General features: G+C 32.9%; 27 protein-coding genes. 13 read left to right on the top strand and 14 right to left on the bottom strand.

Annotation, left to right across the window (positions count from 1 at the left end; translation table 11 throughout):
• Positions 1-4 precede the first annotated feature (4 nt).
• From FLJC2902T_RS06185 to FLJC2902T_RS06250, 13 genes are all read right to left on the bottom strand, one after another.
• Positions 5-2,167 (bottom strand): hypothetical protein, encoded by a 2,163-nt coding sequence (locus tag FLJC2902T_RS06185; protein WP_023578925.1) that lies wholly within the window; start codon positions 2,165-2,167, stop codon positions 5-7.
• Positions 2,168-2,558: 391 nt separating this feature from the next.
• The gene (locus FLJC2902T_RS06190) at positions 2,559-3,587 is read right to left on the bottom strand and encodes a metallophosphoesterase (protein ID WP_035677559.1); all 1,029 of its coding nucleotides are present in this window, start codon (positions 3,585-3,587) and stop codon (positions 2,559-2,561) included.
• A gap of 9 nt (positions 3,588-3,596) precedes the next feature.
• On the bottom strand, positions 3,597-4,175 hold the full coding sequence (locus FLJC2902T_RS06195) for a hypothetical protein (protein ID WP_023578927.1): 579 nt from the start codon (positions 4,173-4,175) through the stop codon (positions 3,597-3,599).
• Between the two features lie 4 nt (positions 4,176-4,179).
• Positions 4,180-6,996 (bottom strand): hypothetical protein, encoded by a 2,817-nt coding sequence (locus FLJC2902T_RS06200; RefSeq protein ID WP_023578928.1) that lies wholly within the window; start codon positions 6,994-6,996, stop codon positions 4,180-4,182.
• A 2-nt stretch (positions 6,997-6,998) separates the two neighbouring features.
• On the bottom strand, positions 6,999-8,957 hold the full coding sequence (locus tag FLJC2902T_RS06205) for a hypothetical protein (RefSeq protein WP_155958865.1): 1,959 nt from the start codon (positions 8,955-8,957) through the stop codon (positions 6,999-7,001).
• A gap of 512 nt (positions 8,958-9,469) precedes the next feature.
• Positions 9,470-10,198 carry a hypothetical protein gene (locus tag FLJC2902T_RS06210; protein ID WP_155958867.1) on the bottom strand — a complete coding sequence of 243 codons (729 nt, stop codon included), beginning with the start codon at positions 10,196-10,198 and terminating at the stop codon, positions 9,470-9,472.
• A gap of 85 nt (positions 10,199-10,283) precedes the next feature.
• Entirely contained in the window at positions 10,284-10,796 is a 513-nt protein-coding gene (locus FLJC2902T_RS06215; RefSeq protein WP_023578931.1) for a lipocalin family protein, read from the bottom strand.
• Between the two features lie 58 nt (positions 10,797-10,854).
• Positions 10,855-11,538, bottom strand: coding sequence for a DUF4339 domain-containing protein (locus FLJC2902T_RS06220; RefSeq protein WP_023578932.1), 684 nt, complete (start codon positions 11,536-11,538; stop codon positions 10,855-10,857).
• A gap of 6 nt (positions 11,539-11,544) precedes the next feature.
• Positions 11,545-12,108, bottom strand: a complete 564-nt coding sequence (locus tag FLJC2902T_RS16020) for an SH3 domain-containing protein (RefSeq protein WP_023578933.1) — start codon at positions 12,106-12,108, stop codon at positions 11,545-11,547.
• A 96-nt stretch (positions 12,109-12,204) separates the two neighbouring features.
• The gene (locus tag FLJC2902T_RS06235; RefSeq protein WP_023578934.1) at positions 12,205-12,864 is read right to left on the bottom strand and encodes a response regulator transcription factor; all 660 of its coding nucleotides are present in this window, start codon (positions 12,862-12,864) and stop codon (positions 12,205-12,207) included.
• Positions 12,865-12,866: 2 nt separating this feature from the next.
• Positions 12,867-13,514, bottom strand: coding sequence for a sensor histidine kinase (locus FLJC2902T_RS06240; protein ID WP_162147675.1), 648 nt, complete (start codon positions 13,512-13,514; stop codon positions 12,867-12,869).
• 92 nt (positions 13,515-13,606) lie between these two features.
• Positions 13,607-14,254 carry a hypothetical protein gene (locus FLJC2902T_RS06245; RefSeq protein WP_023578936.1) on the bottom strand — a complete coding sequence of 216 codons (648 nt, stop codon included), beginning with the start codon at positions 14,252-14,254 and terminating at the stop codon, positions 13,607-13,609.
• A gap of 72 nt (positions 14,255-14,326) precedes the next feature.
• Positions 14,327-14,641, bottom strand: coding sequence for a hypothetical protein (locus FLJC2902T_RS06250; protein ID WP_023578937.1), 315 nt, complete (start codon positions 14,639-14,641; stop codon positions 14,327-14,329).
• A 340-nt stretch (positions 14,642-14,981) separates the two neighbouring features.
• Between FLJC2902T_RS06250 and FLJC2902T_RS06255 the strand changes: the two genes are divergently transcribed.
• The 12 genes from FLJC2902T_RS06255 to FLJC2902T_RS06310 all read left to right on the top strand — a co-directional run bounded on the left by FLJC2902T_RS06255 (position 14,982) and on the right by FLJC2902T_RS06310 (position 25,382).
• Positions 14,982-15,827 carry an RteC domain-containing protein gene (locus FLJC2902T_RS06255; protein ID WP_023578939.1) on the top strand — a complete coding sequence of 282 codons (846 nt, stop codon included), beginning with the start codon at positions 14,982-14,984 and terminating at the stop codon, positions 15,825-15,827.
• Between the two features lie 231 nt (positions 15,828-16,058).
• Positions 16,059-16,313: a helix-turn-helix domain-containing protein gene (locus tag FLJC2902T_RS06260; RefSeq protein WP_035677582.1), complete on the top strand. Its 255-nt coding sequence runs from the start codon at positions 16,059-16,061 to the stop codon at positions 16,311-16,313.
• A 3-nt stretch (positions 16,314-16,316) separates the two neighbouring features.
• Positions 16,317-17,138, top strand: a complete 822-nt coding sequence (locus FLJC2902T_RS06265; RefSeq protein ID WP_023578940.1) for a hypothetical protein — start codon at positions 16,317-16,319, stop codon at positions 17,136-17,138.
• A 55-nt stretch (positions 17,139-17,193) separates the two neighbouring features.
• The gene (locus tag FLJC2902T_RS06270; RefSeq protein WP_023578941.1) at positions 17,194-17,805 is read left to right on the top strand and encodes an AAA family ATPase; all 612 of its coding nucleotides are present in this window, start codon (positions 17,194-17,196) and stop codon (positions 17,803-17,805) included.
• A 106-nt stretch (positions 17,806-17,911) separates the two neighbouring features.
• Positions 17,912-18,295, top strand: a complete 384-nt coding sequence (locus FLJC2902T_RS06275; RefSeq protein WP_023578942.1) for a hypothetical protein — start codon at positions 17,912-17,914, stop codon at positions 18,293-18,295.
• 5 nt (positions 18,296-18,300) lie between these two features.
• Positions 18,301-19,563, top strand: a complete 1,263-nt coding sequence (locus FLJC2902T_RS06280) for a hypothetical protein (RefSeq protein WP_023578943.1) — start codon at positions 18,301-18,303, stop codon at positions 19,561-19,563.
• Between the two features lie 26 nt (positions 19,564-19,589).
• Complete coding sequence (locus tag FLJC2902T_RS06285) at positions 19,590-20,693, top strand: pYEATS domain-containing protein (RefSeq protein WP_023578944.1); 1,104 nt, start codon at positions 19,590-19,592, stop codon at positions 20,691-20,693.
• 13 nt (positions 20,694-20,706) lie between these two features.
• Positions 20,707-21,915, top strand: a complete 1,209-nt coding sequence (locus FLJC2902T_RS06290; protein ID WP_023578945.1) for a lipase/acyltransferase domain-containing protein — start codon at positions 20,707-20,709, stop codon at positions 21,913-21,915.
• A gap of 209 nt (positions 21,916-22,124) precedes the next feature.
• On the top strand, positions 22,125-23,522 hold the full coding sequence (locus FLJC2902T_RS06295) for a DUF4041 domain-containing protein (protein ID WP_023578946.1): 1,398 nt from the start codon (positions 22,125-22,127) through the stop codon (positions 23,520-23,522).
• A 9-nt stretch (positions 23,523-23,531) separates the two neighbouring features.
• Complete coding sequence (locus FLJC2902T_RS06300; protein WP_023578947.1) at positions 23,532-24,737, top strand: tetratricopeptide repeat protein; 1,206 nt, start codon at positions 23,532-23,534, stop codon at positions 24,735-24,737.
• A gap of 12 nt (positions 24,738-24,749) precedes the next feature.
• A complete protein-coding gene (locus tag FLJC2902T_RS06305) occupies positions 24,750-25,037 on the top strand; it encodes a hypothetical protein (RefSeq protein ID WP_023578948.1) in 288 nt (95 codons plus the stop codon).
• 18 nt (positions 25,038-25,055) lie between these two features.
• On the top strand, positions 25,056-25,382 hold the full coding sequence (locus FLJC2902T_RS06310; protein ID WP_023578949.1) for a hypothetical protein: 327 nt from the start codon (positions 25,056-25,058) through the stop codon (positions 25,380-25,382).
• 113 nt (positions 25,383-25,495) lie between these two features.
• Here the strand turns inward: FLJC2902T_RS06310 and FLJC2902T_RS06315 are convergent, their stop codons facing one another.
• A complete protein-coding gene (locus FLJC2902T_RS06315; protein WP_162147676.1) occupies positions 25,496-25,645 on the bottom strand; it encodes a hypothetical protein in 150 nt (49 codons plus the stop codon).
• 390 nt (positions 25,646-26,035) lie between these two features.
• Here FLJC2902T_RS06315 and FLJC2902T_RS06320 point away from each other — a divergent pair, with 390 nt between their 5' ends.
• Positions 26,036-26,326, top strand: a complete 291-nt coding sequence (locus FLJC2902T_RS06320) for a helix-turn-helix domain-containing protein (protein ID WP_035677592.1) — start codon at positions 26,036-26,038, stop codon at positions 26,324-26,326.
• The last annotated feature ends 80 nt before the right edge of the window (positions 26,327-26,406 follow it).

Raw genomic sequence — 26,406 nt, forward strand, 5'->3', positions numbered from 1 at the left:
AATACTATTCTATTGTTAATGCTAAATTTAAATCTAAGGACAATGCTTCTATCTTATTTTCAGTCATATACTCACTATACCCTTTACTAAAATGATACTTCCTATCCAACGAGTACACAATAACATCAATGGTAGGCAATACTAATTTTGTCTTTCCTTCTTCATCAGAATCCTCTGCAACTATCCCCACTTTATATTTTTGATATTTTATATTCTCAGGAGATATAAGTTCATTACCGTCTTCAAACAAATCAATCAAAAACAATCGTGGGTTTTTAAGACTACCGTCTGTCGGTATTAAGTCTTTAATACTGTCATTCTCAACTTTGGTCAATCCTAACAGTATTTTATTTGGAGTTGAGCCGTCCAGTGTTTTCAATTCCAGCCCGGTAATGGTTTGCGTACTATCTGTAAACAGCCTTAAATTGTAATAATAAGGTTCCGGCAACTGATAGGTTTTACTTTTGGCAATAGTCCCTCCGGCTGAGGTACTTGTTTTAGTATCAAGTGTTACGTTTCCTGTTGGCGAAACCGCATTATTCATTACATCGGTCGTTTCAGTAATGTAGGTTACTCTGGCTAATGTAGGTGTCTCCTCAATCCCGGTTTCTATGACATTATTTACAGTCAATGTTTGCACCACACTTATACCTTGCTGCTGTTTGTTATAATAGTGATTAATCACCTTTAATTTTTCAGAGGTCATCTTAGAAAACTCCGTGTTTCCTTCAACCGATTTTAATAAAGGTTCGGCATGAATTAAATCAAAAACATCATCAAAAAAGTTAGGTCTGGCCATCACAGGAATTGGCTGATCATTTTCATCAAGCACTGTCCCCGCTCCATATCCATAAGATATACCTTGGTATAACAACAAACTGATAGAGGCAATATTATTTCCATCTCCTGCAGGTGCACTCAATTTAACTACCTTGGTCAATCGTTCATAATTGCCCTCACTATCAGGCGGCAATCGCAAATCATCAGCATTACAAAAATTATTTTGCTGGGCATTGTCAATTGCACCTAGCTGCCCATATAAAACCGTATTAACATTATTATCGGTCACCAACTGCAAAAAGAGGTTATTACTTGTTACAATCGGGTCTTGCGTTTGTATATTAATAATAACTGGCCAACCATTAGTTCCATACGCTGTCTCACTCATAGAACTCTCAAGTGCGCCACACTTAATATTATTAGCCCCAGATTCGGTAATTTTATAATTGTTATAAAAATCGTAACTTCTGTTACGATCTCCCTGAATATAGATGTACCAATTGTTCTTAGTCGCAAAATTGTTAATCACATCGCTATAAATAGCAGTACCTGCCTTATCTGTTTTTACTTCAGCATTGTCAACAACGCTAACTTTTCCTTCCTTTACAAACAAACCGTAAAAAGCGGCAATATCAATAAATTGGGTAGATTGTTCTCGCTGCAGCCTCTTTTCATAATCTGTACCTGTTAATGCAATGATTGCCTCAGCTTTTCTGGCATAACCTAAATCAAAAATAAACTCACCATTATCGAAGTTGTGCTTATAATCCCCATAGTTCAGCACTACATCTATACCACATTCTCCACTGGCAAAATGTCCCAGACTTTTACCCGCATCAATCATAGGCAATTCAAACGGGTGATTTTCTGTTCCACTTGCGATTTCAGAATTCTTAAAAAAATAATCCGATAACAAAATACTTTCATCAGTTATGTTAGGATCGTAGCCTATAAATCTTGATGCAAAAGGAGGTTTCGTTATTGTCTGTCCATTTTCTCCTCTTGGGTTTTCTGCATAAAACGCATCATAATCTGCATTTATTTTTACAATAAAATCAGACCCTGATGCGATAATATTACCCGAGCCATCAAAAAAATCGGTTTTTTGCAACCCCCTGTATATAAAGTACTTTATATTCAATCCTGGAAAAGGTTGTTTAAATGGCCTTAAAATTAAATTCACCTTATTCGAGTTTCCGACACCTGATTGCGGCTGCACTAAAACTATACCCTTACATATCGAATATGCCTTTTTAGGATCGGTTAACGTGAATTTTGAAGTCAATCTAAAATTATTAATGTCCGTGGGGCCAAAAACCTGATTTGAAGACTGCTGAGAAAAAGCATTTTGCTCAATAAAAAAGTGAGATGCGAACGGTGAGGCCATAAAAGAAAAATAATATCAAAGTGTAAAAAAATATTAATAAAAACCCGTAAAAACCGCTTTACAAAAAATTTAGAGTAGAATATATACGACGATTATCTATGATGTAAAACTAAGTGGAAAACCATTTTTTAACTGTACGTATTTATACTGAATTTTAAATCCTCAACCCCTTAATAACAAAACAAATACTTCCTGTGATATTTTAATAAACATAACCAAAATTTAAACAGGTAAAGGTATAGCGAGCTTACTGATCCTTACAACATCTTCCGTGAAAACCGGATTACTTTATATTCTTATTGTTTCACTACCTGTGTAAGTATAAAAAATAAAGGGGCCATAAAAACCCCTTTATTTTTTGTCAAATTTTATTTTACTCAGCTTATAATACTTACCCAATCATTTCTAAATAGTCAGTATCAATTCCTAATTCCCTTCCCATATCAATTCTGCTTTCTGGTGTATCAAAAACTTTCTCAAGATCTTTGATATTTAACTTGTTAGACCTGCTCATAAAAAGAAATCTACTAAAGGAATATTTATTTGCTTCTTTTGAAAAATCAACATCTTCAGTTTCTAATATCTCCTTTACTACTTGCTCTATTTTCAACTTTATTAATGCAAGTAAATCGTCAAATTTTTCAATCCTATTTTTGGTATCTTTCAAATAATCGATTACTCTTGGATCACTTATGTAACTTAATTTATCCAACAAATTATTTATTGCCTCAAAATTCATTGTCATCCATGGCTTAGATTTTAATACTTCTATCTGCCACTTTTTTTGCTCTTCCTCCCAATAATCTTTTTTAGATTTTACCTGATGAATAATAAAACCCGGCAATTCAATTGCTGTTAAATAACCACCATGACAGGCACCTGTGTCTATACCATAAGTATTACCAACAATTTTTACATTATCCCCAACCACATGATGACCATAAATTATTGGCTTATCACCTTTGTAATACTCGCTCCAATAGGTTTCCGGAACATATTTTTTTTCTAAATATCGCTCACCGGAAGTGGAACCACTAAGAACATCTTCTCTCTGTGCATACAAATCTCTATCATGTTCAAAGGCGGCATGAACAATTATAGCATCATCAGTTTCATAATAATAGTCAAGCTTTTTCAACCAATCAACAAACTCATCATATTCATGACCTAGTTGAACTTTTACAATCTCTTGTGCATAACTCAAAATATTATTAATATGCTTTCGTTCATGATTACCCATTAAAACTTTTGAATTAGGTCGATTCTTGAAAAAATGATAGACTTCTTTAGACATAGCGCCTCTATCAACTATATCTCCTAATGAAAGGATAAAATCCTCTTTTTCTATTTTAGCCTTATTAATTAGTTCTACGAACTCGTCATAACAGCCATGTATATCTCCTACAATAAAAGTTTTCATTATTATTAATTAATTTGGAATTATAGGTTCTGCATTTTGATAATATTCAAAGCCAGACCAGGTAAAATTTGTAATACTTGTATTACCAATATCTGAAGGATAAATATCAGATTGAGGAATCACATCATCATAAATCATATATAAAGTTCCATCATTGTCATTATAATCAAATGTGTACTTACGTACCCCATTTTCATAATAATATTTTTCCGTTGTTTCAGGAATAAAAACACTATTTTCTAATTTATATTTACAATAGCAAATATTTTCGCCAATTGCATTATACACTAAAACACTTTTATATGTTAATATATTATCATTATAACTTAAAAATTCTTGAATCTTATTTCCATTAACAAAATGTTCATATTTAAATGATACCTTCGGATATGTTGATAAGATAGTATTTATTTGAGATTGAGAAATCACATGAAAACATGTATTAACTAATAATCCATTTTGATATCTTTCTTCTTTAAAGGGCAAATTATTTTCCAAGTAAATTTTTGAATAATTTTCAAGTTGATTAGCTTGTAAAAAGCTAATTTCATTTCCAAACTCATTACTATATTTAATTGACATACTCATTTAATTAAAGTTTTATATATGGAGGAACATCGAAATTTCTTCCTTTTATAATTATTGAAATATTTAATCGTTGACCATTTGGATAAGGAGGATATAATTCTTGAACAAAATTTAATCCATTTTTTTTTCCAAATTCATTAGATTTTATAATTCCTTTTTTTATTGATTCTTCAAGTTCATTCATTGATTTATTAATCTTTTCATACATTTTATTACCATCAGGGTCTACCCATTTTTTTGAGTAAATTTCATTGAAATATTTTTTAATTTCTCCGATTTTATCTTCGCCTATAAAAATTCCAATATCGGAGTCATCTGCACTTGAAGTCAAAAGTGATGATCCTTGAATTCTAACATCATCAATTGGCAATCCCCTTTGATTTAAGCAATTCTTAATACTTAAACCAAATTCATTTTGTAATGCTAAACTATTAAACTTATATGAATACCCTCTAGGCTTTATTTCTTGTGACCAGTTCAATAATCGATTACTTGTTTCTGTGAAATCTTTTAGTTTAGCATTTCTACAAGAAGCAAATAAAATCCCCTTTATTTCATCATTAGGCAAATTATTTTCTAACCCCAATTGCATTAATTGATCCAATTGAGAATCATTAAAATTTAAAGTAAACAAATCTGATTGATCGGATATTCTTCTTTCGAGACTTTGTCTAATCTTAGTTTTTGCAGCATTATAAATATCAGCCACAAGTCCTGAAGCTTCCTCTAAAACATGTCTTGCTCCAAGTCCTCTAGGATCGTCCACAAATTCTTGTGGCCAACCATTTTCATTAAATTTATTAACTAAATTTCTTGATGTGGTTCTCACCATTCTTTCCGCAAGTACACTTCCCGTTGCAGATAAGATTTCAAGCCACATTACTTTATTCTTCAAGTCTACCAACCAAGGAGCATTCGCATTAGCCGAATTAGTAATTATTTTTAAATATAAGCTTATTGATGCTCCTGTAAAATTTATTGCTTCTGCACCTGTAGCAACGTACATACTAACAATTACACCTGAACCTGTTTCTGTCCCAGCTAAAATCGTTCCACTTGCAAAACCCGATAAAGCTCTCAAATGCCTTATTTTGCTTATAGCTCCATAACCTCCCACAAAAAGTGATGCAAAATCAATAAAATATCCAAATCCTGTTCTAAAATTACTATCTCTGTTTTTACCATCAATGTACTTTAAAACAAAAATTGGTATTAAACTGTTAATATTACTTTCATTAGGAGTTCCTTCTACATTAATTACCGGAATACTAATGGCAGCACTTTGATTTGCATTTATTAAAGATACTGGTTGATAATAATCATATGTACCATACAACCCCTTTTCACCACTGGCTTTATAATTATCTTGAACTGCTAAAATTTTATTTCTTGGATAACCTGTTTCATTATTAAAGTTAGTAAAATCTAAGACAAACTGTTTGACTTCCGAATCTACATTTGTTGAATAAAAATCAAAATTATCAAAATAAAAACCAGATGAAGAATCTGACACATAATTTAATGTTATTGGAGCCGCTTGAAAATTTAAAACAGAATTTTCAATAAGTAAATCAAATGCTGAATCATTAGGATCTGGATTTGTTGCCAAAGAACGATTATACGTAAATCTCTCAAGATTAGTTTGACTAAAAGTACTATTCTGATATGGATTACAGCTACTTACTTGCCATACTAAATATAAATTCATTGCCAATAGTTTCCTATTATCATCACCAATGCCAATAAAAGAATCATCCACATCATTAAACAATCGGTCAAAAAGCGACCAGGAATTTAAGGAACTATATTTTGAAGCATCAACTAAATCTCTTAGAAATTCATCAGCCTGATCTGGTACTACAGCTTTTACAACCCTTAAAACCAGATCTTCATTATTATTAAAAAGTAAGTAACCTTGACGAATTGTAGCATTTCTAACGATAAATTGCAATAAATTTAATTTACTCTCTGCAGTTAAAACTGTTAAGGCGCTAACTGACATTCCAACAACCAAGTTATATAACTTGTGTATACCTGTTGAATCTTGAATAATTTTTTTATTTAAATACCCGGAACGCCAAAAGTTATAAGTTGCATTTAAAAAGTCTTTTAATTCTTGCGTAGTTGGATTTGGATTTACAAATACATTTCCAGCCCAATAATAGATCTGACTGTTTTTAATTTCTGTAAATACCGCTTCATCTTCAAATAAGGGAAATATGCCGTTTACAATATTATTTATATTGATAGCGATTTTAGCAATTAATAAAGCTCTTTGATATCTTTCAGCTAAATCATCTGGAGCATTGGCATGAGGTATATTAGCTAAGTAGAAACTTGTAGATATTGCTTCTAAATGCATGTCTTCTAAAACAACATCTCCAATCGGATTTAAAATACTACCATCGCTATTCAGTAATGAACTTCCATTATAAGGTAATGTGTAAGTAAGCCACTGACCAAAATCTTCAGAACCCGTATATGGAGCTACTAACTTTATCTTTTTTACTTTTACCTGATCACCATTGGCGGCAACCTTAAAAGCATCGTCAAATTTAGTTTTAATGAAAGTAGAAAAACTATCTGCCATTTTACCTTTTCTATAAAGTAAAAACTTTTCTTCGTCATAATATCCCTTTGCTATTTTTTGTTGAAAAGCTGAATTTTCAACTTTAACAACATCATCTTCAACAAAATGTCTATAAACCTTGCTATGATGGGTAAATCCTAATAGAAAACCATCTATAGAGTACTTTAAATCAGTAAAGTCATTAATTTTCACTACTTCCTTTCCTGCTAATATCGCTGCTTGATCCGCCATTTTTACAATACAATTAATTCATCATCAATAATTATAGAAGAAACATTAATCTCCATCTTTGGCATATATTCACTATACCCTTTACTAAAATGATATTTTCTATCCAACGAGTACACAATAACATCGCTGGTAGGTAATACTAGTTTTGTCATTCCTTCTTCATCAGAATCCTCTGCAACGATTCCCACTTTATATTTTTGGTATTTAATATTCTCTGGTGATATAAGTTCATTACCATCCTCAAACAAATCAATCAAAAACAGTCGCGGGTTTTTAAGATTTCCGTCATTAGGTATTAAAGCCTTTATACTATCATTTTCTTCCTTAGTCAATCCTAACAGTATTTTGTTGGGGGTTGAACCATCTAGTGTTTTTAATTCCAGTCCGGTTATGGTTTGGGTACTGTCGGTAAACAACTTTAGGTTATAATAATAAGGTTCCGGTAATTGATAGGTTTTGCTTTTAGCTACTGTCCCTCCGGCTGAAGCACTGGTCTTAGTATCAGGAGTCACACTACCTGTTGCTGAAACAGTATTATTCATAACATCAGCCGTTTCAGTTACATAAGTAACTCTGGCCAAACTTGGAGTAGCTTCAATACCGGTATCAATTGCATCATTTACCGTAAGTGTTTGCACAGCACTTATCCCCTGCTGTTGTTTATTATAGTAATGATTAATAAGCTTCAGTTTTTCGGAGGTCATTTTAGAGAATACCGGATCGCCTTCACCTCCCTTTAATAAAGGCTCAGATTGAATCAGGTCAAAAACATCATCAAAAAAATTAGGTCTGGCCATGACGGGTACCGGCTGCTCGTTCTCGTCAAGTACAGTACCGGCTTCATATTCATAAGCAACTGCCTGATAAATTAATAAACTGATGGAAGAAATAGTATTTCCACTAACCGAAGGCGTACTCAATTTGATTACTTTAGTCAATCGACCGTAGTTCCCTTCGATATCCGGCGGCAGGCATAAATCATCCGAATTGCAAAAATTATTCTGTTGAGCATTATCAATAGTACCTATCTGTCCATACAACACAGTGTTCACATTATTATCGGTCACTAATTGTAAAAAGATATTATTAGTTACAGCTTCTGAAGTTGTTGTTTGTGTATTTATAATAACAGGCCAGTTATCTGTACCATAAATAGTTTCAATCAAAGAATTCTCCAACACCCCTTGCTTTATATTATCAGGAACTGATTCGGTAATTTTATAGTTCCCATAAAAATCATAACTACGGGTACGATCCCCCTGAATATAAATATACCAGTTATTCTTAGTATCAAAATTGTTGATAACACTGCTGTAAATAGCATTTCCTGCAAATTCCGTTTTCACTCCGGAACCATCAGAAACAGATACTTTACCTTCTTTTGCAAACAAACCATAAAAAGCGGCTATATCTATAAATTGGGTAATTTGTTCGCGTTGCAGTTTATTTTCGTAATCAGTACCGACCAAAGTAATCGTAGCTTCGGGTTTTCTGGCATAGCCTAAATCAAACACAAACTCGCCATTTTCAAAATTATGCTTGTAGTCCCCATAGTTCAGCACTACATCTATACCACATTCTCCACTGGCAAAATGTCCCAGACTTTTACCCGCATCAATCATAGGCAATTCAAACGGGTGATTTTCTGTTCCACTTGCGATTTCAGAATTCTTAAAAAAATAATCCGATAACAAAATACTTTCATCAGTTATGTTAGGATCGTAGCCTATAAATCTAGATGCAAAAGGAGGTTTCGTTATTGTCTGTCCATTCTCTCCTCTTGGGTTTTCTGCATAAAACGCATCATAATCTGCATTTATTTTTACAATAAAATCAGACCCTGATGCGATAATATTACCAGAGCCATTAAAAAAATCAGTTTTTTGCAACCCCCTGTATATAAAGTATTTTATATTTAATCCTGGAAACGGTTGTTTAAATGGCCTTAAAATTAAATTCACCTTATTCGAGTTTCCGGCACCTGATTGCGGCTGCACTAAAACTATACCCTTACATATCGAATATGCCTTTTTAGGATCGGTTAACGTGAATTTTGAAGTCAATCTAAAATTATTAATGTCCGTGGGGCCAAAAACCTGATTTGAAGACTGCTGAGAAAAAGCATTTTGCTCAATAAAAAAGTGAGATACGGATGATACCGACATAAAAAACGAAGGGATTTAGTTAGCAATTCAAAATAAACATCCCAAAAGCCTCATTAAGAACCCCTTAACAATTATCTGCTTTAGTAAGAATTATTCAATTTCGAAGTCCTTAAAACTAACAAGATATTCCCTTTTACACCGTACGTATTTATACTGAATTTTTCCAAAATAAATCAATTTTAATATATTTAAAACTAAGACAAAAACTTAATCAACTAAAAATCAAACTGTTCAGTTAACTACTAGCTTAAAAACAAAAAAGCTACCCCAACGGATAGCTTTTAACATTAATTTTATAAAAGTGATGACTACAACATCACTTCAGACCTCTTTACAATCTTCGAAATTCGTTTCTTCAAATCACCCATCAATTCGGTTAACGCACTTTCACACATCGGTAAAATTTTCTCAGGTTTAACAATAGGAACGCCACCTACCATAACACCGGTTTTTTTTGAACGTTCGTTTTCAGTAAACGCAAAAACCTTATTCCCATTTTTGTCATACAAAGCTACGCGGGTAGTAGCTCTCATTTTTATAGTTGCCGTACTACCTACTCCAAAACCTTTTTCAAAAGCAAAATTAACATTCACAAACAATACACCATCAGATTTATCAGTAAACATCTTGGCAAGAGCTTGCTCATTATCTTTACCCATAAAACCTTCATAAATATATTTATACTTATCATAAACCAAATAGTTTGCTGCATCATAATCCTTTACATCATATTTTGGTATAAAATTTTGATAAGTATCATTATTGAAAACTTCAGCCTCAGGTACTAAGTCAAAAGGAAACTCTTTGGAATAATCATTAAAAAAATTATTATGATATTGCTCCAGTAACGGGGCCAGGTTAAATTTAGGATCGTCCCTAAGCTTCAGTATATCCTGAAGCAAAAAGTCATACCCGGCTCCCAAATCGTCAAACTCAACCATTTTATTGGCATAAAAAGTTACAACAGTAACTTTTTTCTTTTGTGCTAATGCAGAAATAGAAACCAACACTAACAAACACACTAATAGTTTTCTCATTTTTATCATAGATTGTTTAAATAATAAAACCACCCCAAATTAGTATGAGGTGATTTTAATCAGATTTATTAAAATAGCACTAAAATTATTGTTTTGTATATACTGCGTTAATATCAGTGGTGACATAAACAGGGGCTCCTTGTTCCGTCGTTCCAATTGCCTCACCATCAGGAACCGTCAAAGTAATTGTAGATCCGGAAACAGCATAAACATCGTTATACACATCACCGTCAAATGAATAAGTTAAAGTCAATGTCGTTCCGGAAACGCTCCACGTACCGGTAACATCTCCATCTTCATAACAACCAATGGATTCACTTTCACCATTCATTATAATTTCAATCCCCTTGTCGTCATAAGTAAATGTATTATCAGCATTAAGCGTCATATATGACTCGTTAAGACAAGCAGTTTCACTCATTTGATTAACAGAAGGTGTCCCGTCTCCATTCAAATCCTGAGCCTCAGAAATGTTAAATGCAGTCAGTTTATAGGTCCCAACAGGATTTGTTGTTGAGTTATTTCCCCCATTATCATCATTATTACAAGACGATAAAACTCCCAAACAGGCTACTAGCAATAAAAATTTGTTCTTCATAATTGTTAAAATTTTTGTTTTTAAGTATATATTATCAATAGAAAATCAGTTACTTTTTTTAATACACAACACCCAAATTGGATAACTCGCTTTCGATTTCACTAATCTTAGCATCCAGGAAAGCTATTTTTTCATTTGCTTCATTAATTTGCCTGTTACGTTCACTTGATGAACGCAAAAATTTAAATGCAGAAACATCATTTAAGTGTCTGACACTTTCTTCTCTTTCCTTACGAGCCTCAACAAGATTAAATTGCAATTCGTTAATTTTCTTTTGTCTTTCCTCCCTTTGTTGCTGTTCCAAACGTTCTCTCTCAATCCTCTCCTGTTCGGCTATTTTTCTGTTCTGTTCATCTATCAGTTTCTGTTGTTCATTAAGCATCTCACTATTAGCTTTTGTCTCTTGAATTAATAGTGTATTCTCTCTATCTGAAAAAGAGAAAAACAAAACCAAAACAATAACCCCCAAAAAACTTCCTAACAACACTTTTGAACGATTGTCTTGCAAAAAGGAAACCTTTGATTCATTTAAAATTGGTTTGTAAACTGGTGGGTCTTTTTTAATTGGTGGAGGCATGGAAACCCACAAATCTCTTAATTCTTCAAGATCGCCGGCACTACTCCAATCCGACATACCTTCATACCAAACCATTGTTTGCTTAACAATTTTAATTTTCTTTAAATCGTTAAAAGAAACTGGCCCATGCTGAACTTCATCAACTATATAGTAATATCGTTTCATAAAAAACTACTTTAGGTTTTTTCTATAAACATATCCTTCGGTACCAATACCTACAACTTCAACTTTTACCCAGTCTGAGGTAGTCGTTTCGATACAACGTACATACTCCCCTTTTTCAAGCTTAACTAAAACGGGATAGTCTTTTCCTGGTCCGGAACGAACATTAAGTATTGGTGTTATTACGGTCAAAACCGTATCGTAAGACAACTCTTCATTTGCTGGAGTTGAAGTTGCTTCATTGCCATACAAACCGTACGATGCTGAAGAATATCTTGAAGCAGTAGAACTAGAACTGCTTTTCTTTCTTTTGGTACTTTTGCTACCTCCTGAACTTGAAGAAGTAAAATTGGAAGCACTACTTCCACCAGCACAAACACCGCAACTTCCACCATTTTGAGAACAATGTTTACATCTTGAACAATTAGAACAAGCCGTACAATAAGATGATCCGGTACAACGCCCTCCAACATCACAACTGGAAGCAATAAGTTTAGATTTAAGTTTCGTTTGTGAATAAACAGTTGTGCTTAAGGACAGCACAAAAAGAAGAGAAAATAGTATTCGTGTCATTTTGGTTAAGATTATTTACCAAAACTCAAGAAATTAACCACACAAAACAATACCGGAAAATACTGAATTTAAACTATAAAAGAAAGGAACGATTAGTTATATTTCTTCAACTAACAACAATCCGTTTCTTAGAACAAACAAGATAACCCCTATAAAATTCTTAGAGTTCGTTTTCTCCATAATACGCTTTCGGTGGGTTTCTACCGTGCGTACATTAATACACAACTTATCAGCAATTTCGCCGCTACTCAATTCTTTACAAGCTAATCGGATAATTTCCATTTCTCGATGACTAATGGATACCGCAGCCGTCAGTCTACTGGCAGGCATACGCTTTTCCCATAATATAGCCTCTCTGATTACTGAAGCCAAATCGTCATCAAAAAAGTACTCTTTCTCTTTTATGCTTTGTATAGCTTTTTCAAGTTTCTCAGGTTCCGCATCTTTGGAGAAAAATCCATTTGCACCCAACTCCATTACCTTATAAATACTCTCTTTAGTGGTAAGCTGGGAAATAATTAAAATCTTAATGTCAGGATAATTCTTCCGAAGGAGTTTACACGTTTCAAAACCATCCATTTCAGGCATCTGAATATCCAACAAAACTAAATCCAATGAAGTAGATTCCAATTCCTCACACAAATCCTTTCCGTTACCGGCTTGTAACACTACCTCCGCTCCCTCAATCGAGTCTATCAAAAGTGCCAAACTCTTTCTAAAAAGACGATGATCATCAACCAAACCTATTCGTAACATAATTATTTTTTTAAAGTAATAACAAAATGATTGCCTTCAGAAACATCACGTTGCAATAATGCAGCTCCAAGCACTTTCAATCTCGAATTAATATTTTTAATACCACTCCCCTTAGAGCTGGCCGATAATGATTTAAAGTCATAAGACACCCCATCATCTATTATTTCAATAAAATTAGATGTCTCTAAAGAATACAAAACGACACAACAATGAGAAACGGAGCCATACTTAATCATGTTAGTTGTAAATTCCTGAACAACACGAAACAATTCATAACTGGTTTCTGGTGAAAAATCAGGAACAGGATCCTTACACACAACCTCAAATTGCATAGTTGAATTTTTAGACAATCGCTCAAAATAATCCTGAAGTGCAACAGTAAATCCAGCCAATTCAAGCAATGGAGGCATCAATTTATACGATACCTGTCTGGTATTCTCTAAAGCTGCCTCAACACTTTCCTTAATTTCTGCAAACAGCTCCTGCTTATCTAAATCTTTTTCACTCTTTTGCAGTACTGAAAGGTAATTCCGGATAGCATTCAAATCACCGGAAACACCGTCATGTAAATCCGAAGCTATCCGCTGCCGCTCTTGCTTTTCACTATCTAATGAAGCTTTAAGCAACAATTCTGCTTCTTTTCGCTTCATCTTTATAAAATAGTTCTGATAAAACAATACAAGAAATATTAATCCAAAAGCAAAAAACAACATCACAGCTGTCCCTATCCAAAATACCGATTTTATTTCACTCGTCCCTTCCAAACTGTCACTATTAAAATTAATCTAAAAATTATATTGAAAATAATATTTAGCATCCAGAAATCCTTAAAACTAAAATGAGAATTTACATGAATTAAATTTCCTAGCAAAAAAAGAAACAATGTTCCTGAAAAGTACAAAATCATCCCTGAAATAAAGTAAAAATATGACGAATTCCAAAGTGAACTTACTGTCATCTTTTCAAAAAGATCCTTAAACCACAAAAAAGAAAAAACATAAACAAATATTGTTTCCAAAGTTGATAAATATGAATCTGCTGTTAAATTACTTATTGATGCAGAATTCCAAAAAAATAATAATCCTAGAAAAAGTATCAAATACATTAATCCAAAAAGGACAAATAATTTTCCATATTTTCCATTCAGAACTTGTTTAAAAAAAAAATAAATAACAATGAACTCAAGTAGCAAATAAATTCTAAACCAATATTTTACGCTTACTTTAAAAACCAAGGATCCTGTTAATTCATAAAATGAAGCAAATGCAACAAGAATCAAATAAGGGTACAAAACTTTAAGACTAGAATTAATCTGATTTTTAGAAATTAATAAATAAATCAACGGAATAAATCCTAAAACATTTACTAATATAATTAAACCTAATGTCATCGAAAATTAAATTAAAAGAAAACCTGTTTAAAAAACAGGCTTTCTTCATTTACACTTGGCACAAAGGTATATTTATTTGATCAATTCACTATCAAAATCACAATAATCTGGGCAAGCGACTGTTCGGTCAACAATTATACCATTTGTCATATCTTTTTCAGATGTATCTACACCAACAAATACCTGATTCATTCTACCCTCTGTTGAATTATATCCATTATAAATTCTAACCCCTATACAATCTTCCTGCTCCAATATTGCCTTAACATTATTTGATCCTACAAAAAAGCCTTTTACTTCATTTGGATACTGTTTTGAAAATTCATCAATATACCCTTTTGCTTCTCCCAAACTAATTACTTCACCCGTGTTTTCGTCTAATAACATAATTTAAAATTTTAAAGTTAATACTCCGAAATTAGAGTTTGTGGAATCCGTCAGAAATACCAATAAATACTGATTTCATTAAGTATTTACACTTAATAAAATGATATTTTTTAAAATCACAAGGCACATTAATCATCCAATCCATGCAGAAACACTTAAAAATTACGTAAAAACACGCACGTATTTTAAGTATTAACACGTAATTATTTACGCAATTAAAATTATTACACTTGTATTTTAAAAGACAAATCCTACAAATAACTTAAACCAACGAAAATGATTTAAAAAATAACTCCAAATCCCAGCATCGCCACAATTAACTTAACCACCAATCAAAACCATGAACGATTACTGTAAAAAAGCAATTGCAGAACTCGAAGAACACCTCTATTTTATAAGTTTAGAAGCAGACAATACTATACAGCAGGCTGAAATAGCAGTCAATGCTATTCTTCAGTCAATTGAAAAAGTCAAAAAACAAATTCTTAAAAAAGGTTTTAAATCGCAACAAGAGGAAATACATTTTTTTAAAGTACTGAAGCCAAAATTTGTTTCAAAACTAATTTACTACCATACAATATATAATTTCGAAACTCGGAAGCCTAATGCAGGTAATAAGGCTTTACAAAAATTCATTTCAAATGAACTCGAGTCGCTCAAAAGATTTTTCGACAATAATCTTGAATTTTATAAGTATTACCGAACCGGAAGTTGTTTTTTGGATCATCAATACTTTATCAGGGGAAATATTGATATTAAACTAAACATTGACAGTCTATACTTTGAAACAGACAAAGATTTTTCAACCACCCATGACTTTAAAGTGGCTAAAATATTGGCAAATGATTTAATTCAGGTATATCTGGAGAGTAAACTTACAAAGAAGCAGACAACTAGTAAAAATATACCACTAATAGAAATACCGACACACCATCCCTTAAAATGGACAGAAAATAAAAATGCCCTCATCGAACTCATATACGGTCTGCATACACAGGGTGCTTTCAATAACGGCAAAACCGAAATCAAGGACATTGCCAGATATTTTGAGAAAATGTTTGGGATTGAATTAGGAGATTATTATAGAAGCTATTTAGAGCTTCGTTCCCGGAAAATATCAAAAACAAAATTCATAGACACTTTAAGAGACAACCTCAACCAACGTATGTGTGCCCAAGATGAGTAATCAACTTGGGTGGTTTTACGACGTAAAACACTAATAATAAATCTTTTGCATTTACAATCAATAATTACATTGAAAGAAAAGTTCAAAATACAACAGCAAAAAATCAAGTTTTAAAAATACCATAACTGTATTTCAGCGATTTACTAACTAAATCACCCAAGACCCAAACAACTTGGGTGAAATTTTATGCAGAGTAAAACATTTTTGCAACTAAAGATTTAAACAAATTTTATGGCAGTAGAAATTATTACCCGAGAAGACTTAAATGAGTTTCGTCACTTACTAATAAACGACTTAAGAGAAATCCTGAACGCAAAACCAGTGCAAGAAAAACAATGGTTAAAATCCCCAGATGTCCGCAAACTGTTAAACATCTCACCAGGCACATTACAAAATTTACGAATAAATGGCACCCTGCCCTATACTAAAATAGGCAGTATCATTTATTATAAACAGGAAGACATTAATAAACTATTAAATAAATAACCAATGAACTACATAAAACACCTAACAGCCTTTTTTGACCGTATTATCCGCGACAACGATTTGAATCCAACACACATAAGCCTATACATTGGCCTCTTCCAACATTGGAACGTTAACCGTTTCATCAGCCCTGTAAGCATCAGCAGAGACGAAGTAATGCGCATTAGCAAAATTGCATCAAAAGCGACTTATCACAAATGTATGAGAGAATTACACGAAAAAGGATACATACGCTACGAACCTTCATTCAATCCATTTAAAGGCAGCATGGTGCATTTCTTTAACTTTTCAGATGACCTGAAACCTGTTCAAAAAAGAACCTCTCAACCGAAAAAAATTTTACCAAATAATGAACAAGCTCTAAACAACCGGCAAACAAGTAATGAAACAGGCATTGAACAAGCAGTAGTACCTTCTATAAACTATATAAACAAAACAAACATTTCAAATAATTCAAACTTGGGAGAGCAAGCAACAAAATCAAAAAAGGAAAATCAAATTTTAAAAAACGAAAACGACACCCAAAAAAAGTTGCGCGAAAAAAAGGGTACAAACCAAGAAATAAAAACTCCCCCGGCATGGGAAATCGTCCAGGAATTCTTTAGCGAGAATAATTATCCGGAAATAGAGGCACAAAAATTTTTCCATTACTTCTCAAGCAATGGATGGCTAATAGGTGGCAAAACCCCAATGGCAAACTGGGAAGCTGCAGCACAAAACTGGATGCTGAATGCAACAAAATACAACCAGTCAGCTCCAATCAAAAACGACAGAGCCAAATACTTACACACAGCAACAATCAAAGACTACTCCGAGCCTCTTTAACAATCACGTCACCGAGAGAAAAGAAGCAATCTCTTAAAATCAATAAACTCACAAAATGCACCCAATATACAATTACATCGAACTCACCGCTTGGCTCGAAAAAAAAGGTCAGGAACAATTTGATAACCACTTTAAAATTCTGGAACCAGACTACCCTGTAATCCATAAACTACTCGCCTACTATACCAAAGACGAGCCAACATGTCACCAATTAGGAATATCATTAAACAAAGGTATAATGCTATCCGGTCCGGTCGGAAGCGGAAAAACATCTCTCATGAATCTTATGAGGCATATTGCTGTAAAAGAGACGAAATTTTCAGTAAAATCATGTCGGGAAATAAGCTTTGAGTTCATACAAGACGGTTATGAAATAATCCATAGATACAGCAAAGGAAAACTGTATGAGTCCAATTCCAAAATCATCTGTTTCGACGATCTCGGAGCAGAAAACAACCTAAAGTACTTTGGCAACGAATGCAATGTCATGGCAGAAATTTTGCTGAGTCGATATGAACTCTTTACTCATAAAAAATTAATCACACATATAACAACAAACCTTTCCGCAAGCGAAATCGAAATGACTTATGGAAATAGAGTACGAAGTCGGATGAGAGAGATGGTCAATCAAATTTCCTTTGACAAAAACACCAAAGACAAGCGTTAACAAAAAACCAAAAAAAAGAAATGATATCAGACCTACATAAATTACGTGTTTATACGTATTGACTTACAGTTTTATTTTGCTAAATTTATTAAAAAAATTCTTTAAAATGGGAACAAACAAAACAACATTGGACACACTTTATCTTGTCAAAAATAGCAGCAAAAAAGTCGAAATCGAGATAGCAATTGGTGATACCGGGCAAACTTCATTATTAAATATGACTTTAGATGAAACTAAAATCGTTGAGAACCATGCTGGGAATCTTGAAAAAATGCCAATCTTAGAAAACAATCTCTTAAATGGTAAAAAATTAAAGATTGTTGCTACTGTAACTGACACATCAAGAGAAACAAATGTAACGTATCTTAATATTAAGATATCGGGTGGTTTTTTAACAAGGACATATCCCCTTTACAAAATGGTAAGTGAAGAAGGTGATTCTGCAGATTATTATTGTCAAATTGAATTCTATAACCCTTCCGAAAAATAATTCATATGAGAAATTATAGAAAAATATTCCTATGGAGTCTCTTCTTGATATCAACAGCAATTGAAGCTCAGGAAACCAATTCAAATCCGGAATTTGATTTATTAAAAGCTCCTATCTCACCCGCATCAAATCTTTTAGGATTTTCACAAAGTGATATAGACAAACCCACGGATGTTTCTGCATTCATGACTTCATTACAAACAGCAAGTAATTCATTCACACAATTACCATCCAATTATGCAATAGACATAGCTCCATATTGGTTGTTTAAAAAGGAAAGCTTAGGTGATATTACAACAAAAGGATTAGGAAACTCATCAGGTAAAAATGTCCTAAAGCAAAGTTTAGTTCTTTCATTTGCTGTCCGAAATTCCGACTCTATCTCTGGAAATTTTGACCCACAAAGCACATACGGGGCCCTTGCTTTTAAACTTACAATAAATAGAGGAGAATATGATCAAACAACAAAAACTAGTTTAGATAAAATTGGCCATCTGCAAAAACTCAAACTATCGCTAATGGAAAAAAATCAAAATTCAATTTATGAGAATGTTCCAAAAGAAATAGATAGTTTGAAAGATAAACGAAAAAAAATCTTTGAAGGATTCGATACAAACGATGAATCGCCAGACAACATTCTTTTGGGAGAGTTACTCACTAAAAAACAAATCAAACTGGATTCCATTATAAGTTCTAAAATTGAAGTTCTTTTATTAAACAGTGATAAAAATGAGCCGATATCAAAAATAGATGAACAAATTAAGCGGTTAGCAGACAAATTTCAATTAGCCAGAATAGGTTTTACTTGGGATATCTCAGGAGGTGTTAGTTCTGAATTCAGAAACAAAAATTTTAACAATTCAAAAATTTACAACGCCGGTGTATGGACTACATTGGGTTACACTTGGGAAAAATCGGGGTCTCTTTTAGGTATAATGAGATACTTATACAATCCTGACAAAACAATCACACCAAATAGCAATGAGAATATCACAGACAATATATCAACTCTCGACACAGGTTTACGATATATATTAGGTAATTCTCAAGCAAAATTCAATTGTAGTCTTGAAGCAATTTACAGAAGCATCCTCACAGATAATTCAGTAGATCCATCATGGAGAATTATGCTCAATTTGGATTATGCAATCCTTAAGAACCAGAAATTGACTTTCTCTTTTGGTAGAAATTATGATGGAACAACTACCAAAGATGGAAATTTAATCGCTGCTTTAGGTTTAGTTTTTGGTTTTGGGAATAAACGCTAAAATTCAACCCTACTAAGATAAAATACATGACAAAAATAATAGAATGGTTTTTTGGCGACATGTCTTCTCGTCAGGAAAACCCTAATGGTTTATATAAGGGAATCATAGTTACAATTTTGACTATTACCATTATAATATCAATTATGCTATCCTTTATAACAAAAAATTCAATTGCTGGTATCATTACATTTATTATGGTAGCTGGCGCCTGTTTTGCTTGTGGGGGTGCAATAGGTTTTCTTTTTGGTTTACCGAAATCCAATGGAAAATCAAACAATGTAAGTAATGGTAAAAATGAAACCGATATACACCACAACGATTTCGAAGATAACACTAATCTACAGGAAGTATCAGATTGGCTAACTAAAATAATAGTAGGACTGTCTTTAATAAAAATAAATACAATCTTTTCATGGTTAGAAAATGCTGCAACTAATTTCTCTAATCCCTACAAAGAATCATGTATAGAAGGATATAACTTCGACTTCTATGCCTTTGCATATAGTGTAATAATATTATATTTTCTAATAGGTGGTGGCTTACTTTATCTTTGGGCAAGAACAAATCTTTCAGTAATTTTTTCACTTATGTCAAAACAGAAAAAACTAATATCTGAGAAAAAAGATCTTGTAAAAACAATTCAGGAACTCAAAAATGAAAATGCCCCTGCTCACGATATGAATAAAAGTCTGGATGAATCAATAAACAATATAAGTTATCAAATTAGCGATGCCTTCAAAAACGCAACAGAGGTTATCTATAATTCTAAAGCTATAAAATACAAAGATGATTTACAAAAAGGGCGCTGGGGGAGTAAATCAAAAGCAGGAGGTTACATATTTGAAGCCAACTACAATAGCGGTCAATCGTCAACAATTGGTATGCACTCTATTACACTTTCTATCCGTTCACTCGACGCTGAAAAGCCATTAAACGGTGATGTTGCCTTTTTCCTTCATGACACATTTAGAGATCCAATTCGTTATACAAAAGCCATCAACAATAGAGCTGAAATTACTATAACTGCATGGGAAGCCTTTGTTGTCGGTGCACGTTTAGAAAATGGAATAGAATTAGAATTAGATCTAAACAATATTAAAGGATTTCCAAGCGATTTTTATTGGGCTTAAAATAATTCAAACTATGAAACCAATCATTTTTATTCCAGGAATTGAGGCTACAAACTTAGTAGACAGTAACACATTTAACTTCGAAACAAAGTGGAATGCATATGATACATTACTCACTTCTATTGGAACTACAATATCAGGACCTTATATAGAAGAAAAATTACAACTCAATCCACTCTATGACCAAAACAACAATGTAATTGTTGAACGTAACCATATCGCAAGGCTTCCCTACGAAAAAACAATTCGCAATATAGCCGAAAAATATAATTCCGATCCAATTTATCTTTTTGGGTATGACTGGCGATTATCAAATGCAGTCAACGGAAAAAAATTAGCCATTTTTTTAGAATATCTTAAAAACAAGCTTCATAAAGAAAATCTGGAAGGGTTTCGCTTTGTTACACATAGCATGGGTGCCCTAGTGTTTAGTTGTTATCTTTCCGAATTAAATGAAAATTTTGGTGATATTAACAAAGTGGTTTTATGTGCCCCTCCTTTTAGAGGATCACCGTATGCAATAATTCATTTAATCAAAGGTGATGGAGGTGTAAAAAGTTTCCTAAATAAAATTTTTGGTCGTGACGAAGACATAAGAAAAGTAGTTAGAACATACCCCTCCCTATTTGAATTATCCCCATGGTATAAAAATGCAATGCTTTTTGAAGACGGTACAACTATCGACCTTACCAATATCAATCACTGGCAATCCAATATATGGGACGATATTGAACCTTTATTCCAAGCAAGATTGAAATCACTCGATGATTTTAAAAAGACCAAAATGTACGATCTTTCCAAACTCCCTGAAGAATTACGTTCTAAAATGATTATAATAGCCGGTTCAAAAGACAAAACGGTAGTTGGACTTAAGGTAATAAAAAAGAAAGGGGAAATAAAAAGCTTTATTCGATTAGATGATTTAGTTATAGGATCTGGAGACGGAACAGTTCCTTTTGATAGTTCAACAATTTATAAAGATCATATTAGAACTATAGAAGTTCAAAAAGAAGACATTTTTTCTGAACTGGGAGATAATATTGATTTTCACGGTATGTTTCTTCGTGACAGCCGTGTGCAAAACATTATTGTTCGAATGTTTGATGACAATGTTCAAACTACATTAGAGAGAGATAAAAATAGTAATCAAATTTTAGGATGGAAAAATAAAGATTGGTGGGAATCATTAGGCTCTTCAGTCAAAAGTTTGTCTAAGTTTTAAATAGAAAATTAATTTCAAATTATATTTTCTTATACTCCGAAGTCCATCACTTCGGAGTATGTATTTCACAACACCAATACACCAAATACAAATCCACAAAAAACACTTATCAATTTCAGTAAAAACACCTATATGAAATAATCATCAGTTTCCATATAATTATGACATTAATTTCAACTTACAATTACAATCTTAACACTCAATAAACCATGGGATTATTCGACTTTTTAAAGAAAAAAGAATTAGGAGAAATAAAGCAGCTAAAAAACCAACTTGAAAGATACAAACCGATTTCAGATATCGAGAAAGAAGCCAAAGACAAAAAGCAGGAGCTAGAAGACTTTATTGCCAAAAAAGAAGCTGAGCTCAACAATACAATAGCTCAAAAAACGGGTGAAGCAAAAGGGATTGAAAACAAAATAACCGAATTAAATACAAACTATCAGGAGGGACTTTCAACCTATACTAAATTAAGAAAAGAAGTAGGTCTCTTCGAATCCAAATTGGATTTAATCGAGTTTGGAATTTACGAACCGGTATATGATTTTGAAAAATCAGACGATTATAGGGCTGAACAATTCAGAATACGGGAAAAACAAAAAACATTAATAAGTTTAGACCAAGCAGCAATATGCGATACTCCATGGTTAGTCGAAAATAGCGAGGCAAAAGGAAGAGCTGTTATTAACCGATTCAAAAAATTAATGTTGAGAGCATTCAATGGCGAATGTGATGTACTGATTGCAAAAGTCAAATGGAACAACGTTAATCAAATGAAAGAACGCATGGAAAAATTGTTCGATGCGATCAACAAACTCGGAGAAGGGTTCAATGTCTATTTAAACCGTGAATACCTCGATTTGAAACAAAGTGAACTAATTCTGGAATACGAATTCCAAGCCAAAAAACAACAGGAAAAAGAACAAATGAGAGCCGCTCAGGAAGAAATGCGAGAAGAAGAAAAAGCCAGAAGAGAATTTGAGCAAGCCCAAAAAGCAGCAGAAAAAGAAGAATCGAACTATCAGAAAGCACTCGAAAAAGCACGAAAAGAATTTGACCAATCCTCAGGGGAAAAACACGATCAGTTGCAGGCACAAATCGAAAAATTGGAACAACAATTAAAAGAGGCTCACGAGAAAAAAGAAAGAGCATTATCCATGGCGCAACAAACCAAAAGAGGCCATGTTTATGTGATCTCTAATATAGGTTCATTTGGAGAGCAGGTTTACAAAATCGGTATGACACGTCGATTAGAACCCGAAGATAGAGTTAAAGAATTAGGGGATGCCTCTGTCCCATTCCAATTCGATATTCACGCCATGATATATTCAGATGAGGCACCGGCACTTGAAAACGAACTTCACAAAGCATTTACCGATAAAAAAGTAAACATGCTCAACTACAGAAAAGAATTTTTCAAAGTAACCCTAGATGAAATTGAAGAAAAAATTACCGAATTAGGTATTGAAGCTGAATTCACAAGACTTCCGGAAGCAATGGAATACAGGGAAACCTTGGCTATTCTTGAAAAAATGAACAAGCAACCGGAAACAAAATCTGTGGAAGAATTAATTGCCGAGGAATTTCCTATGAGTCTTAAAAATTAAATTAAAACGATGATAAGAACTGTAATAATAATTATACTTTACTTCATAAATCTATCTACATCCTATTCACAAAACATTTATGGCTACTGGGATAAAGAAAGAGCTACTACTCGGGAAATAGTACTGGGTGCCGGAGACAGGACATGGGTAAGAACAGACGACCTTCCAATTGGCACTACTGAGGTAGTTTACAGAATCACTTTACTTGATGAAGATCAAAAAATGGTCAATGATTTAGCCTCTGTTTTAACAATACTACCTGACCCTACCCGTGTTAGTAAAGGATCCGCTGTCGCCATCTCTCTCATGTCAAAAGCAGCCGGAGATGATAAATGTTATTACTCTATTTTTAAAACTTATGAGGCTGCTGACAATTATTCTAAAACAGGAAATTACCAAACTGCATGTTACAGTAATCCAAACGAAATTAATCGGGAAGTTAATAGAATCACTCTTAACAATTCCGCTTGTTTAAAAGAAGATACCGGATATATCTGGTTTGGTTTTAAAAACACAAATATGATTATGAGTGAGAAGATTGTTTTGGAAGTAATGCCATGGGTAGACTATAAAGCTTCAAGGGGGTGGACAAAAGATATCAAGAACAAGTTCATACAAAATTGCAAAACAAATTCGAAAAAAATCCAAATAAGCAATTCCGAACAATATTGCCTTTGTCTTTTAAATAAACTTGAAGAAAAATATAAATTACAGGAGTATCAAAAATTAATCCCGGAAGAACAAAACAAAATTCTACAGGATATCAATATCCAATGTCTAAACACTACAGGAGAACTAGATAAAATTTACAATGAACAACGAAACACCGCAAACACTTATATTCAAAGGCACCAATATTCTTTAGCAATAAATAAATATTTGGATATAATTTCCAACACTACTCCAAAACTTGAAGACTACAATAATTTAGCCTACTCCTATATCCTTACAAAGCAGTTTTTAAAGGCCATTAAATACCTCAAGGAAGGTGAAAAACTGGATGAAACGGACTTATTGATAAAAGGTAATCTAGCTCACGCTTACCTTCTCAATGGAGATGTTGAACTTGCAAAATCAATGTACATTAAATACAAATCACAAAACATTTCAGAAAATCTTAGCTGGATAGATATGGTTAAAACAGATTTTGAAGATTTCAAAAGGGCAGGAATACATTCTGATCAATTCGAAACAATAAAAGTAAATTTAAATTAAAGAAAAGAAAATATGACAAATTTTACAGGTAATGATTTAGGGCTCACAGGGTATTCTCCAACTGTTGATGGAGGTGATAATCCAAAATACAAAGGAGTTTTAGACCGAATTAAAGTTGACAAAACAGAGGAATACGAAGTGATATATTTCTGCAATAGATTTTTAAAAATGTATGATGTCCCGAAAACCATAGAAAGTTTTCAAAAAGTTGAACGATTATTACATCATGATGAATTAAAAGGAGAAGATAATCGCCAAAATTTAATTGAATGGATTGCTACCAACTGGTATAAAAAATAACTCAACTATAAAACATAAATGGAATTAAAATACGACTATTGGACAGGCAATTTCAGTTACGTAAAAACCTCATTAATTAGGAGTATTCAGCGATATGCTTATTTATACGACAATGTAAAAATTGGAATCACTTCAAATCCTGATGCCAGAAAAAGCAAGCACAAATCTAGCGGTCAAGGTTGGAAAAAGATGATTGTCAAGTATGAAACTTCTTCCGTTAGATATATAAACGAAATGGAAAAAATACTAATAGATCATCATTGGGAAATCGTCTCGAATATAAGAGGTGGAGGTGGAGGTCCAAATGGTAATGCACCATACTATCTATACGTTTTGGTAAAATAAATAAACCTTAGATTTTAACCAAACATTAGAGACTACTATCCATAAAGTAAAAAAACTAAAAATGAAAAGCCTGAAATATATTGCCGGAGGCATACTGGTATTACTAATAGCAGTTAATTTTTTAACTCTTCTTCAGAAGATTCAACAACAGATACCGCTCCAAAGTGGTATTCCGGAGGCACATTACATAAGTCCAAAATATCCGATTGGAAAAAAGCTTCTGAAGAAAACAAATTAGCAACTTGCGCTGATTTTGTAGCCAATATTGACAAAGGTTTATCGATTGAAGAAATAAAACCAAAAGCAGAAAGCTTAAAAAGCTGTATCAACGAAGCCTGTAAAGGAACAGAGGCAGCAGACAATCAACTAACCACAGAGATAGCAGCAATGTGTGTGATTTTAATGGAAAATAAATAATTATTTTACCCAACATGTCTCTATTCTTGTGATAAAAAAGATAGCAAATACAAAAAAAAGTAATTTTTAAAACTCATTATTTTGAATAGTTTCTCCCCCCCCTTCAATAAAACTATCCAAATCAAACTAGGAAATTATACTGAACATAAGATTACAACTCTATTTAATACAAACAAAATGATTGTTATTATATACAAAATCAGTATTTTTGTCTATATTAATATACATTTAATATAATGAATAGAAAAAAACAAATAATCTTTCCAAAGCATCAAAAGGTGTTGGAACAGATGGGAGAAAATATAAAGTTAGCCAGAAAAAGAAGAAAACTAACAGCTATACAGGTTGCTGAAAGAGCTGATGTAGTCAGGTCAACTTTATACCTAATCGAGAAAGGCAACCCAAGAGTTGCTATGGGAGCTTATTTTAATGTTCTTAGAGTATTAGGTTTACAAGATGATTTCCTAAAACTTGCTGCAGATGACGAACTGGGCAGAAAACTTCAGGACCTTGAGCTGCTTAAATAAAGTAATCAAACGCGAGTCCGGGTTGTTTACTTCGTTACATTGCGTAAAAAACTTCAAAAAACCAACCAATCTAACAATCC

Source organism: Flavobacterium limnosediminis JC2902 (assembly GCF_000498535.1).
GTDB classification, from domain to species: Bacteria; Bacteroidota; Bacteroidia; order Flavobacteriales; family Flavobacteriaceae; genus Flavobacterium; species Flavobacterium limnosediminis.

What these genes read in the sequence shown, in the direction of transcription:
- FLJC2902T_RS06285 (WP_023578944.1), top strand. Translation starts at nt 19,590, where the DNA reads ATGACAAAAATAATAGAATGGTTTTTTGGCGACATGTCTTCTCGTCAG.
- FLJC2902T_RS06250 (WP_023578937.1), bottom strand. Translation starts at nt 14,641, where the DNA reads ATGTTATTAGACGAAAACACGGGTGAAGTAATTAGTTTGGGAGAAGCA.
- FLJC2902T_RS06235 (WP_023578934.1), bottom strand. Translation starts at nt 12,864, where the DNA reads ATGTTACGAATAGGTTTGGTTGATGATCATCGTCTTTTTAGAAAGAGT.
- FLJC2902T_RS06215 (WP_023578931.1), bottom strand. Translation starts at nt 10,796, where the DNA reads ATGAAGAACAAATTTTTATTGCTAGTAGCCTGTTTGGGAGTTTTATCG.
- FLJC2902T_RS06260 (WP_035677582.1), top strand. Translation starts at nt 16,059, where the DNA reads ATGGCAGTAGAAATTATTACCCGAGAAGACTTAAATGAGTTTCGTCAC.
- FLJC2902T_RS06255 (WP_023578939.1), top strand. Translation starts at nt 14,982, where the DNA reads ATGAACGATTACTGTAAAAAAGCAATTGCAGAACTCGAAGAACACCTC.
- FLJC2902T_RS06320 (WP_035677592.1), top strand. Translation starts at nt 26,036, where the DNA reads ATGAATAGAAAAAAACAAATAATCTTTCCAAAGCATCAAAAGGTGTTG.
- FLJC2902T_RS06210 (WP_155958867.1), bottom strand. Translation starts at nt 10,198, where the DNA reads ATGAGAAAACTATTAGTGTGTTTGTTAGTGTTGGTTTCTATTTCTGCA.
- FLJC2902T_RS06310 (WP_023578949.1), top strand. Translation starts at nt 25,056, where the DNA reads ATGGAATTAAAATACGACTATTGGACAGGCAATTTCAGTTACGTAAAA.
- FLJC2902T_RS06265 (WP_023578940.1), top strand. Translation starts at nt 16,317, where the DNA reads ATGAACTACATAAAACACCTAACAGCCTTTTTTGACCGTATTATCCGC.
- FLJC2902T_RS06195 (WP_023578927.1), bottom strand. Translation starts at nt 4,175, where the DNA reads ATGAGTATGTCAATTAAATATAGTAATGAGTTTGGAAATGAAATTAGC.
- FLJC2902T_RS06275 (WP_023578942.1), top strand. Translation starts at nt 17,912, where the DNA reads ATGGGAACAAACAAAACAACATTGGACACACTTTATCTTGTCAAAAAT.
- FLJC2902T_RS06245 (WP_023578936.1), bottom strand. Translation starts at nt 14,254, where the DNA reads ATGACATTAGGTTTAATTATATTAGTAAATGTTTTAGGATTTATTCCG.
- FLJC2902T_RS06305 (WP_023578948.1), top strand. Translation starts at nt 24,750, where the DNA reads ATGACAAATTTTACAGGTAATGATTTAGGGCTCACAGGGTATTCTCCA.
- FLJC2902T_RS06220 (WP_023578932.1), bottom strand. Translation starts at nt 11,538, where the DNA reads ATGAAACGATATTACTATATAGTTGATGAAGTTCAGCATGGGCCAGTT.
- FLJC2902T_RS06270 (WP_023578941.1), top strand. Translation starts at nt 17,194, where the DNA reads ATGCACCCAATATACAATTACATCGAACTCACCGCTTGGCTCGAAAAA.
- FLJC2902T_RS06190 (WP_035677559.1), bottom strand. Translation starts at nt 3,587, where the DNA reads ATGAAAACTTTTATTGTAGGAGATATACATGGCTGTTATGACGAGTTC.
- FLJC2902T_RS06200 (WP_023578928.1), bottom strand. Translation starts at nt 6,996, where the DNA reads ATGGCGGATCAAGCAGCGATATTAGCAGGAAAGGAAGTAGTGAAAATT.
- FLJC2902T_RS06300 (WP_023578947.1), top strand. Translation starts at nt 23,532, where the DNA reads ATGATAAGAACTGTAATAATAATTATACTTTACTTCATAAATCTATCT.
- FLJC2902T_RS06290 (WP_023578945.1), top strand. Translation starts at nt 20,707, where the DNA reads ATGAAACCAATCATTTTTATTCCAGGAATTGAGGCTACAAACTTAGTA.
- FLJC2902T_RS06240 (WP_162147675.1), bottom strand. Translation starts at nt 13,514, where the DNA reads ATGAAGCGAAAAGAAGCAGAATTGTTGCTTAAAGCTTCATTAGATAGT.
- FLJC2902T_RS16020 (WP_023578933.1), bottom strand. Translation starts at nt 12,108, where the DNA reads ATGACACGAATACTATTTTCTCTTCTTTTTGTGCTGTCCTTAAGCACA.
- FLJC2902T_RS06280 (WP_023578943.1), top strand. Translation starts at nt 18,301, where the DNA reads ATGAGAAATTATAGAAAAATATTCCTATGGAGTCTCTTCTTGATATCA.
- FLJC2902T_RS06295 (WP_023578946.1), top strand. Translation starts at nt 22,125, where the DNA reads ATGGGATTATTCGACTTTTTAAAGAAAAAAGAATTAGGAGAAATAAAG.
- FLJC2902T_RS06185 (WP_023578925.1), bottom strand. Translation starts at nt 2,167, where the DNA reads ATGGCCTCACCGTTCGCATCTCACTTTTTTATTGAGCAAAATGCTTTT.